The sequence below is a fragment of the Arthrobacter sp. P1_D4 genome (assembly GCF_056406115.1).
The window spans coordinates 1-10,120 of the sequence record NZ_JBFUAU010000033.1 but is presented as its reverse complement, the minus strand read 5'-3'; the positions used below and the strand labels follow the sequence as shown (position 1 = coordinate 10,120).

General features: G+C 65.2%; 9 protein-coding genes. 5 read left to right on the top strand and 4 right to left on the bottom strand.

Annotated features, from left to right (window positions below; translation table 11 throughout):
- A partial coding sequence (locus tag AC1D0A_RS21760; protein WP_476946183.1) for a LacI family DNA-binding transcriptional regulator occupies positions 1–339 on the bottom strand: 339 nt, incomplete at its 3' end.
- Positions 340–427: 88 nt separating this feature from the next.
- On the opposite strand from AC1D0A_RS21760, the gene AC1D0A_RS21755 reads away from it, so the two are divergent.
- Entirely contained in the window at positions 428–1,684 is a 1,257-nt protein-coding gene (locus AC1D0A_RS21755) for a hypothetical protein (RefSeq protein ID WP_476946820.1), read from the top strand.
- 467 nt (positions 1,685–2,151) lie between these two features.
- On the opposite strand, the gene AC1D0A_RS21750 is transcribed toward AC1D0A_RS21755, so the two are convergent.
- Entirely contained in the window at positions 2,152–3,825 is a 1,674-nt protein-coding gene (locus AC1D0A_RS21750; RefSeq protein ID WP_476946819.1) for a thiamine pyrophosphate-binding protein, read from the bottom strand.
- 120 nt (positions 3,826–3,945) lie between these two features.
- Positions 3,946–4,449 (bottom strand): Lrp/AsnC family transcriptional regulator, encoded by a 504-nt coding sequence (locus AC1D0A_RS21745; RefSeq protein ID WP_476946818.1) that lies wholly within the window; start codon positions 4,447–4,449, stop codon positions 3,946–3,948.
- A gap of 93 nt (positions 4,450–4,542) precedes the next feature.
- Between AC1D0A_RS21745 and hisC the strand changes: the two genes are divergently transcribed.
- From hisC to AC1D0A_RS21725, 4 genes are all read left to right on the top strand, one after another.
- On the top strand, positions 4,543–5,652 hold the full coding sequence (gene hisC, locus AC1D0A_RS21740; protein ID WP_476946817.1) for a histidinol-phosphate transaminase: 1,110 nt from the start codon (positions 4,543–4,545) through the stop codon (positions 5,650–5,652).
- Positions 5,653–5,695: 43 nt separating this feature from the next.
- Positions 5,696–7,108, top strand: coding sequence for an amino acid permease (locus AC1D0A_RS21735; protein WP_476946816.1), 1,413 nt, complete (start codon positions 5,696–5,698; stop codon positions 7,106–7,108).
- An 86-nt stretch (positions 7,109–7,194) separates the two neighbouring features.
- Positions 7,195–7,788, top strand: coding sequence for a nitrilase-related carbon-nitrogen hydrolase (locus AC1D0A_RS21730; RefSeq protein ID WP_476946815.1), 594 nt, complete (start codon positions 7,195–7,197; stop codon positions 7,786–7,788).
- 274 nt (positions 7,789–8,062) lie between these two features.
- Entirely contained in the window at positions 8,063–8,905 is an 843-nt protein-coding gene (locus AC1D0A_RS21725) for a hypothetical protein (protein WP_476946814.1), read from the top strand.
- Positions 8,906–9,018: 113 nt separating this feature from the next.
- Here the strand turns inward: AC1D0A_RS21725 and AC1D0A_RS21720 are convergent.
- Positions 9,019–10,120, bottom strand: a 1,102-nt coding sequence (locus AC1D0A_RS21720; RefSeq protein ID WP_476946813.1) for an alpha-amylase family glycosyl hydrolase, incomplete at its 5' end; no start/stop codon positions are given.

The window sequence follows — 10,120 nt, the reverse complement described above, 5'->3', positions numbered from 1 at the left end:
GGTGCGCAGGGTCCGCAGGTAACCGGCGATGTAGGCGGATTTTGCGCCGGTGCGGCCGAGCATCACGGCGTAGCCGCGTTCCTGGGCTTCCTCCTCCACTCCCTGCATGACCTGGGAGGCCAGGGCATCCGAGACCATCGGTGCGAGCAACCCGATCACGGAGGTCTGCCGGGTCTTGAGGCCCCGGGCGAGGTAGTCCGTTTCGTAGCTGAGGCTCTTGACCGCGGTCTCGACGCGTTCCCGGGTCTCGTCGGAGTAGCCGACGAGCCCGTTGACAACCCGGGAGACCGTGGCCGGGGAGACGCCGGCGTGCTTGGCGACATCGCGGATGGTGACCACTGTTCCTCCTCCCTGAGGGTGTCTGCTGGGCTGCATGGGCCGATGCGTAACGGAATACGCAAACGGTTTACGTAAACGGTTTCGTTGCGTGCAGGAGACAGCAGTCGCGCTCGCCGCGAAGCTCTGGCAGGAGATCCACCACAGCGCCAGCCTCCACTTCTATGAAGAAGACGTGCAGGACATCGAACGTGTCCTCGACATCTTCGTGCGAGTCAACTCCGGCGGCACGGTCCTGTCCTACAGCGACCTGCTTCTGTCTATCGCGACGGCGCAGTGGGAGGGCGATGCTCGTGCCGCCGTCCACGGCCTGGTGGACTCCCTCAATCAGACGGGGAACGGGTTCAACTTCTCCCGAGACACGATCCTGAAGTCAGGGCTGGTGCTTGCGGACGTCGGTGACATCGGGTTCAAGGTCAAGAACTTCATTACCGCCAACATGGCGAAGCTCGAGGCCGGCTGGGATGTCATGAGTACATCCCTTCACGTCGCCGTCGGGCTTCTCAGCGATTTCTGGCTTTCAGGCGGAGCCCTCACCGCGGACAGCATCCTTATCCCGGTCGCCTCCTACGTGCACCACCGGAGGCTCGGACACGCATACCGCGAGTCACCCGCGTCCCGCGAGGATCGTGAAGCGCTTCGGTCATGGGTTCTGCGGTCCCTCATCGTGCGCGGCGTCTGGGGCTCTGGCCTGGACACCTTGCTCCGCGACCTGCGCGAGGTCATCAAGGCCCAGGGCGGCTCGGCGTTCCCGGTCGCGGCGATCGAACAGGCGATGGCACTTCGTGGCAAATCGCTCGCAGTCACAGACGCCCTGGTCGACGACATCTTGAGCCTGGAGTACGGCAGAGCTCGAACCTTTGCAGTGCTTGCAGCCCTTTTCCCGCATGTCGACACGCGCAACCAGTTTCACGTCGACCACGTGTTCCCGGCCGCACGGTTCGACAAGAAGGAACTGGCGAGTCACAGGAACGCCGACGGCGCACCTCGATTCACCGCCGAATCCATCGACGAGCTCGTCTCATTACGGGACCGCCTGCCGAACCTTCAGCTGCTCCCAGGACTCGAAAACATTGGTAAGTCTGACAAGGCACCGAACGATTGGCTTGCGGCGGAGTTTCCATCTTCAGATGACTGCAGCGCATTCCTCGCACGACATGCTTTGCCGTCGCCGCTGCCGCACTCAGTTGACGAATTCACCGCGTTCTTCGAGCAACGGCGCGCGAATCTCACGGCTCGTATTCTCGACATGTTCAAGATTCGTAGTCCGGAGCCAGCCGGGCTTCACCTGGGGCCTCCGCCCGCTGACTTGGATGAGGAACTCGCTGAAGGCGACTACGAGGACTGACCCCAAGGGCTGTGAGCGGGCGTGTCACAGTCGGCTGTGCGAGCACGCTCCATCCAGTTGAGTCAACCTGTCATGACACGAATCCCTTGTTCGCGACCACGGATCGTCATTCCGACTTCGCCCTATTCGGCTCCTTCCAGCGATACATCAATCATTTCCATCCAGTCGGCTTCGGGGATGGGCATGATGCCGTGCTGTTCTTGCTCCCTTCAAGTACTTTGAGCCGGTGCTGCCATTCGACCCGCCAACGTACGAGCGCTACCGCCTGGACAGCCTTGATTTATTTGAGGTACGCCGCCAGCGCATCCTTAACGCGGCTTCCAGTGGTGCTCGCTGAGCGGAAAGACCTTGAGGCCCTGATGCGTTACTGACAGAGGTGCTCGTTGATGTGTGAATCCGAAATCAGCCCCTACTGCTTAAACGTGATCGCCTGGCCTGCCTGATTCTTTTCTGTCAGCCATCGTGATCTACCCCGCCACCGCCGCCTTCGCGGCCTGCGAGGCCGCCATCCACTCGCTCAGCCACGGGGCCCGGACGCTCGACGTGATCCGGCAGTCGGCCACGAAGGTTCCCCTGGCGCCGGCGTCGATCCAGTCCTGGAGCGCGGAAAGGTCTGCCAGCGAGCGGATGATCGCGGATTCCGCACCGAGCGCGCGGGCGATGCCACTGAAGTCCACCTCGGGGATCAGCATGGGTTTTTCGGTCAGGCCCTGGGAGCCGTACTGGTGGATTTCGGCTCCGTAGGCGGCATCGTTGTAGATCACGACGACGGCGCTGCTGGCCGCACCAATGAGCGATTCGAGGTCGGACAGGCCCATCAGGAAACCGCCGTCGCCGGAGGCCAGCACCAGGGTGCGGCCGTCCTCCACTGCGCGGGCGGCCCCGACGGCGCTGGCAAGGCCCAGCCCGATGGCCTGGTAGGCGGTCCCCACCATGACCAGGTCCTGCGGCCTCGGGATGCGCCAGTACATGGGCGCCCAGCCGACGAAGTGCCCTCCGTCCTGGACCACCGTGCGGCGCTCCGGCAGCACCGCATCCAGTGCCGTGGCAAGGGAGCGCGGGTCCAGTCGGCCGTCCGGGGTCTCCATTGAGCCTGGATGGTGGGCCGGTCCCTCGGCCAGGCGTTTGCGGGCTTCCGCACGCCATGCTTCTGCGGGGGCGTCCGGGGACGCCGGGCCATTCAGCATCTTCAGGATGCGCCCCGCAACAGACTTCACGTCCGCGCTGACGAACGTGTCCACCCGGGGGTGCGTCGGCTGCAGGGCGGCGTCGATCTGGATGACGGTGCTGTCCGGGCCAAGCAGGTGCCCGAACCGCATGGTGAAGGGGCTCAGGCTTGCCCCTGCCACGAGGACCACATCGGCCTCACCCATGAGCCCGGCCGCGGTGTCCGTGCCGAAGCCGCCCGCGACGCCCAGGTACCCCTCGCCCTGGAGGAGGTTGAGCGCCAGGGCGGTCCCGGCGGTCAGCGCGCCGAGGCGGTCGGCGAGCTCCCGGAGCTCCGGACCGGCGCCGGCGAGATGGGCACCGCGGCCGGCGAGGATCAGCGGCCGCTTCGCCCCGGCGAGCAGGCGGGCTACCTGCCCAAGGCCGCCGCCGTCGACGTCGTCACTCACGGCCGGTGCCAACGGCGCCGGAAGCTCTTCTTCTGCCGCCTCGAGTGCCACGAGGTCGTAGGGAATGGCAATGACGACGGCGGTGCGCTTGGTGAGCGCGTATTCCACCGCCTGCTGCGTGATGGAGCCGGCGGCGTCGCGGGTGACGGTGAAGGTCGCGGCGCCGAGGCCCGCGGCGATGGCTGCCTGGTCCACGTCCTGGGGCCGGGCGCCGGTGCTCGGAGCGTCCCCGGTGACCAGCACCACGGGGATTTGCGCCTGGACCGCCTCTGCGAGGGCGGTGAGTGCATTGGTGTAGCCGGGGCCATACGTGGTGGTGCCCGCTGCGAGGCGTCCTGACGTCCGGTAGTAGGCGTCGGCCGCGGCGATGGCGGCGCCCTCATGGCGGACGGGGGAGAAGCGGAGGCCCAGCTTTTCCGCGGCGTCCAGGAAGTAGACGTTTCCGTTGCCCATCACGCCGAAGACATCGCTGAGATAGCTGCTGAGAACCTGCGCCACGCGGCCTGAGACGGTAAGTGAAGTCATGCAGGAATCTTGTGGCCTGGTTCACAGATAGGCAAGAGAGGCGATTTTGACTGGGATATTTGGCAGGAGTGGGCGGGCGCAACTGAAAATATGCCTACTTGTGGCGTGCGTCACCTGAATTTACTTCGAAGGGCGGGATTCCTGCTCGGAGAGCCGGCTCAGAAGGCCGTCGTAGCGGGGTGGCATGAGTTCCAGCACAGAAATGGCCGTGCTGGTCCGTTGGATCCCCTCGATTTCCAGGATCTCGTTGGTGATGCGGTAGAGATCGGCCGTACTGCGGGCCACCACCTTGGCCATGAGGTCCGCGTCCCCGGTGGTGGCGTGCACCTCGATGACCTCCGGGATCGCGGCGAGTCCGTCTTCCACCGCGCCTGTCCGCGTCTGGCTGATGGACAGTGAGAGGAAAGCCATCAGGTCATAGCCAAGTGCGGCCGGATCCAGCCTCCGGCTGAAGGAGCGGAGCGCGCCGCTGCGCTCGAGCCGTCCCAGCCGGGCGTGGACCGTGTTCCGTGCGACGCCGAGTGTCCGCGAGAGTGCCAAGGCACTGGCTTCCGGGTCCTTGTCGAGGGCCAGGATGATCCTGCCGTCGAGGGAATCCAGGGTGCGGGGGTTCGGGATGGTCATATTTTCACCATAGACACTAGAAGTTGAGCAGAAGTCCCAATGGTTTTAGGGTATCTTGCAATGTGCGCGGGGTCACAATCATGATCGTTGCTCATGACCCGTGATCAGCTCCTAACCGCACCGGACACCGCGCATCCCGCCCTTCGTGGCGCTGTGGCCGGACTTCCGCCCTACGTCCCGGGTCGGCGCAGCGCCGGCACGGACATTGCGGCCCTCGCCAGCAACGAAAGCCACTACGAGCCACTGCCCGCTGCCGCCGCTGCGGTGGCCGCAGCGGCCGGTACGATGAACCGCTACCCTGACAGTGCCGCCGTCGAACTCCGTGAACGGATTGCCCGCCACCTCGGCGTCACGGCCGGAGAGGTCGCGGCGGGACCCGGCAGCGTCGGCGTCCTCCAGCAGATCATCACCGGACTGTGCGACGCCGGGGATGAAGTGATGTTCGCCTGGCGCTCCTTCGAGGCCTACCCCATCCTGGTTGAGCTGGCAGGCGCCCAGCCGGTCCGCATCCCGCTGGACGGCGCAGAGGGGCACGACCTTGACGCTATGGCCGCGGCCGTCACTGCCCGCACGAAGGTCATCCTGCTCTGCACCCCCAACAATCCCACCGGCGTACCGATCAGCCATGAACGGATCGAGGCCTTCCTGCGGTCCGTCCGCTCCGACATCCTTGTGGTGATCGACGAGGCCTACGTGGAATACGCCGAAGCGGGCAGCGGCCCCGATTCCCTGGCGCTCTACCGCCAGTACCCGAACGTCTGCGTCCTGCGCACCTTCTCGAAGGCGTACGGACTCGCCGGCCTGCGCGTGGGATACGCCGTGGCGGCGCCCGATATTGCTGAGGGACTGCGCCGGACCGCCCTTCCCTTTTCGGTGAGCGCGCTGGCCCAGAAGGCAGCCATCGCGTCGCTGGACGCCGGGGAGGAGATGGAAGCGCGGGTTGGCGCCGTCAAACAGGAACGCGCACGGATGGCCGCGCAGCTGGAAGCCCAGGGCTGGAAACTGCAGCCGAGCCAGGGCAATTTCCTGTGGATCCGTGCGGATGAGCTGCTCCAGGCGAGGCTGGTGGACGCGTTCGACCGCGCGGGCATCCTGGTCCGGGCATACCAGGGAGACGGCGTGCGGATCACCGTTGCCGGCCCCGCCTCCAACGATCGCGTGCTCCGGCTTTTGGAAGCCCACGCAGCCTCTGCCATCGACTGACCTTTCGCACCAATCCGTTCCGCCTACAACCAGAGGACTCCCCATGGAACAACAGACAAAGACGTCTGCCCGCCCACTTGGCGCCGCACTCAAACCCCGACAGCTCACCATGATGGGGCTCGGAAGCGCCATCGGCGCGGGCCTGTTTATCGGTTCCGGCGCCGGCATCCAGGCTGCCGGCCCGGCCGTGCTGATCTCCTACCTCGTGGCCGGCACGCTCATCATCCTGGTGATGTGGGCGCTCGGCGAGATGGCCGCCGCCAATCCTGACAGTGGCGCCTTCTCCGTCTATACCGCCAAGGCGTACGGGCCGGTGGCCGGTGCCACGGTGGGCTGGCTCTGGTGGCTGCAGCTCGTGGTGGTCATCGCGGCCGAAGCGCTAGGTGCGGCTGGCCTGCTGGCCACCATTTTCCCGGCTCTGCCGGTGTGGCTGATGGCCTTCGTGTTCATTGTGGTGCTCACCGCTGTGAACCTGACCAGCGTGAAGAACTTCGGCGAGTTCGAGTTCTGGTTCGCCCTGCTCAAGGTGGCGGCAATCGTCGGGTTCCTCCTGGTGGGCGCTGCCCTGCTCTTCGGCTGGCTGCCGGGCGTCCAGTCGCCGGGCCTGTCCAACTTCACCGGAGCCGGCTTCGCGCCCGACGGTTTTGCCGGGATTGCCACAGCCCTGTTCGTGGTGGCATTTGCGTTCGGCGGCACCGAGATCGTCTCCGTGGCGGCAGCTGAAACCGCGGAACCGGCCCGCAGTGTGAAGAAGGCAGTCCGGACGGTGCTGTGGCGCATTCTGGTCTTCTACATCGGTGCGATCTTCGTGATCGCGGCGGTGGTTCCTGTGGGCTCGGCGGGGCTGAAGAGCCCGTTCGCCGCTGTGCTGGACGCCGCCGGCATGCCCGGCGCGGCAACCGCCATCACCCTGGTGGCCGTAGCGGCACTGCTCTCCGCCCTCAATGCCAACCTTTACGGTGCGTCACGGATGGCTTTCTCCCTTGCCGAGCGCGGCGAAGCGCCACGTCTGCTCGCTTCCGTGTCCAAGGCCCGGGTTCCGGTTGTCGCAGTCCTGGCCAGCGTTGCCTTCGGTGTTGTTACGGTTGTGCTGGAGCTGGCTTTCCCCGAGAAGGTGCTTCCCGTCCTGCTCAACATCGTGGGTTCGACGTGCCTGCTGGTGTGGACGTCCGCGCTCCTCGCCCAGCTCGCGCTGCGCCTCCGCGCCGACCGCGAAGGGACGGAGCTTCCCCTGCGGATGCCCGGCTTCCCGTGGCTCACGGTGTTTGGCCTGCTCATCCTCGCGGCGATCTTCACGGTGGGATTCATCGGCGAGGATTCCCGTCCCCAGCTTCTGAGCACTTTCGCACTCGTGGCGCTTCTGGCGGTGGCGAACTGGCTTCACCACCGGAGCGGCAAAGTTCCGGGGCGCATTGAATCTGAGGACCGCGAAATGCATCCGGTGCTTGTCGACTGAAATCAGGTGCTTGAGCGGCGGTTGAGCACACGAAGGGCGCGTCCGGTCTGACCGGGCGCGCCCTTGGCGTTTTGAAGTGCCGGACGATGTTAGGGCTGAATGATCCTGGGCCGGACGGCATACCGCTGGTGGCGGGCGTGGTGGAAACCTCGGAGGAACCGGGCAAGGCGTACAACACTTTGGTGGCCTTGGGGCCCGACGGCGCCCGGCTCGCCTTCTACCGGAAAATCCACCTCTTCGATGCGCAGGGTTTCGGGGAGTCGACGTTCGTCAAGCCGGGCCCGTCCACTGATCCGGTGGTGTTCGAGTCCGGGGGAGCGCGGTTCGGCCTCATGACCTGTTACGACCTGCGGTTCCCGGAGCTGGCCAGGTCGCTGGCCGACGCCGGAGCCCAGGTCCTGCTGGTCTCCTCGTCCTGGGAGCCGGGCGACCACAAGACCGAGCAGTGGCTGGCGCTGAACGCCGCACGCGCCATCGAGAACAGCGTGTACGTCGCTGGCGTTTGCCAGGCCCCGCCGGTCTCCGTTGGCCGCAGCATTCTGGTCAATCCCATGGGGGTGGTTGAGGCCGGCCTCGGCCTGGCACCCGGCGTCCGGGCAGCCGATATCTCGTTCGAGACGGTGGCTCGGGTGCGGGAGGCGTTCCCGATGTTCCGGCAGCGGCGGTTGGAACAAAGCTGAAATGACCAGTATCGCAGCACCTAGATGTTGTTAGTCGGCCGCACCGGTGCGGTGTAGAAACGTAACAATTCCGCGTCTTCTGTGCCACTTTCCCGCCGCTTCAGCTGAACCTCTCCTAAAGCTTCCAGGCAATACTCAGGTTTTCGGTCTATGTGGCTATAGTTCCTCGTGGGGGATTGATCTGTCTGGCCTGACACAGGGCTATATCTCAGTGACACCGCATGGCGGAGAAGTCACCCAGAGAATCAGCCAATCGAGTTAGACAGGAACTGCCATGACAGAGAATACAACGGTGCCCGACGCCAAACGTGAGGGCGAGGCCCGGGCAGCAGCAGAGAAGGCAAAAAAGCCGCTAAACGTCCTAGGGCTGATCGCGCTCATCACAGCAGCGCTCGGGTTCATTTTCGCTTGTATCCCCGGCGCTCTTATCGTTGGCTGGATACTGCTACCGATCGCATTCGTTCTGGCTCTCGTTTCTCTGTTTCTCAAGGACAAGCCCAAGTGGATGGGCGTCACCGCCCTGATTGTGTCCATCGTGGGAACAATCGTGGGGTTCGCCGTGTTCTTCTCGGTCGTTGCGGCGTCGGTTGACAACGCTATCGGCAGTGGGGACACCAAAGTCGTCGAACCGTCCAACGGTGCTGGTGGCAACGGCGGAACGGCAGAGGAAAAGCCTGCCGCCAACGCCGGAACCCGCGAGAACCCGTACGCGATCGGCTCGGTTATCGAATCTGACGATTGGCGCGTCGTAGTCAACTCAGTCACTCTCGCAGCCACGGATGCCGTGGTTAAGGCCAACCAGTTCAATGACCCCCCGGCCAAGGGGTCAGAGTACATGATGGTGAACTACTCCACCACCTACATCGGCGATGACCCTGATGGGCAGATGCCTGCCTTTGTTTCGATCGACTACGTCACGGCAGAGGGCACGACTGTCAATAAACTCGACAATCACGCCGTCGCACCGAAGCCCATCGACACCACGAGCACGCTTTACGCGAATGGAACCGCAACAGGCAACATGGTCATTGAAGTGCCGACTGCCACGGCTGCCCAAGGAGTCCTCGCCGTCCGCCCGGGCATGCTGGGCGACAAGGTATTCGTCGCCGTAAAGTAACACTTATAGAAAGGCCAGAGCCCCCGGCACATTTGAACTGCTCCCCGGGAGTCGGAACTGAATTTCTCAGTCCAACTTCCGGGGACCAGTTCAATTGAACCGGGGGCTTTTTGCTATGCCGAGCCGGGAGCCATGATGGCCTGTTTACCACCGCCGACTCCCGAAGCGCTCGAGGATGCTGACCTACCGCCCGGGGCAAAGTCCTTAATGATGGAACTGCCTCTAGACTCAAGGCCGACGAGAGCGTGCCTATTAAGTCCACGCCCCGTATTTTGAGGTGACACGACATCGCCGACGGCGGGGCGATGGCCCCAGCCCCGCAGCATCCACACGGCGTTGTTCGGCTGAAGCCAGCCGTCCTCCGCCAGGGGTACGGCGCTGAGCAACACTGCGCCGGCCGGAAGTTTGACCGGTTCCGTTCCCATAGCGACGGCGACCAGGAAATGCTCGTTGCGTTCGCAGATGAGCAGGTTTCCGGCCTCGACCCGCCAGGTGCCGTCGTCGTCCGCGGTGAAGACCTCGTTCTTCCACAGCAGCCGGCGCATCTCCAGGGCCTTGGTCACCAGCGCCAGTGAGGACTCGGGGTCCTGTTGCTGGAGCTCGATCGCGTGCGTGCCCCATCCCGCTGGGACGGGGAGCCACGGCTCGGCCGCCGAAACGCCGAGCGAGAAGCCGTGGTTCGCAGCCGGGTCCTCGGTCCACGGCAGCGGGACGCGGGCGCCGTCGCGGCAGACGCCGCCGCGGGCCCACATCGGATCCACCCGGGCCTCCACGGGGACGTCGACCTCGGGCAGCGCGAGCTCCTGGCCCTGGTAGATGTAGGCGGCGCCGGGCAGTCCGAGCAATGCCACGACGGCGGCCCGGGCCCGGACGCTGCCGAGCTCGCCGCCGCCGAACCGCGTGACGGAGCGGACGATGTCGTGGTTTTCCAGCGCCCAGGTGGGGGTGGCGCCATGAAGCTGACGGGCGGCTTCGAGTTCGTTGCCGACGGCGGCCCATGCCTGCGCGTCCCAGCCGAGCTTCACGAACGCGAAGGCGAAGGCCTGCTGCATCTCGTCGGCCCGGGTGTAGCGGGCGGCGCGGGCCGGTTCCAGGTTGACCTCGCCCACCAGCAGCCGGTGCGGCTCATACTTCTCGGCGAGGGTGCGCCAGCGGCGGTAGACGTCGTGAACGTCCTCCTGGTCCGAGACCTGCGGGTTGGACCGCAGCCCGTCC

Bases quoted from the DNA above. Each gene is read 5' to 3' on its own strand.
- AC1D0A_RS21750 (WP_476946819.1), bottom strand. From the start codon at position 3,825: ATGACTTCACTTACCGTCTCAGGCCGCGTGGCGCAGGTTCTCAGCAGC.
- hisC (WP_476946817.1), top strand. From the start codon at position 4,543: ATGACCCGTGATCAGCTCCTAACCGCACCGGACACCGCGCATCCCGCC.
- AC1D0A_RS21745 (WP_476946818.1), bottom strand. From the start codon at position 4,449: ATGACCATCCCGAACCCCCGCACCCTGGATTCCCTCGACGGCAGGATC.
- AC1D0A_RS21730 (WP_476946815.1), top strand. From the start codon at position 7,195: ATGTTAGGGCTGAATGATCCTGGGCCGGACGGCATACCGCTGGTGGCG.
- AC1D0A_RS21735 (WP_476946816.1), top strand. From the start codon at position 5,696: ATGGAACAACAGACAAAGACGTCTGCCCGCCCACTTGGCGCCGCACTC.
- AC1D0A_RS21725 (WP_476946814.1), top strand. From the start codon at position 8,063: ATGACAGAGAATACAACGGTGCCCGACGCCAAACGTGAGGGCGAGGCC.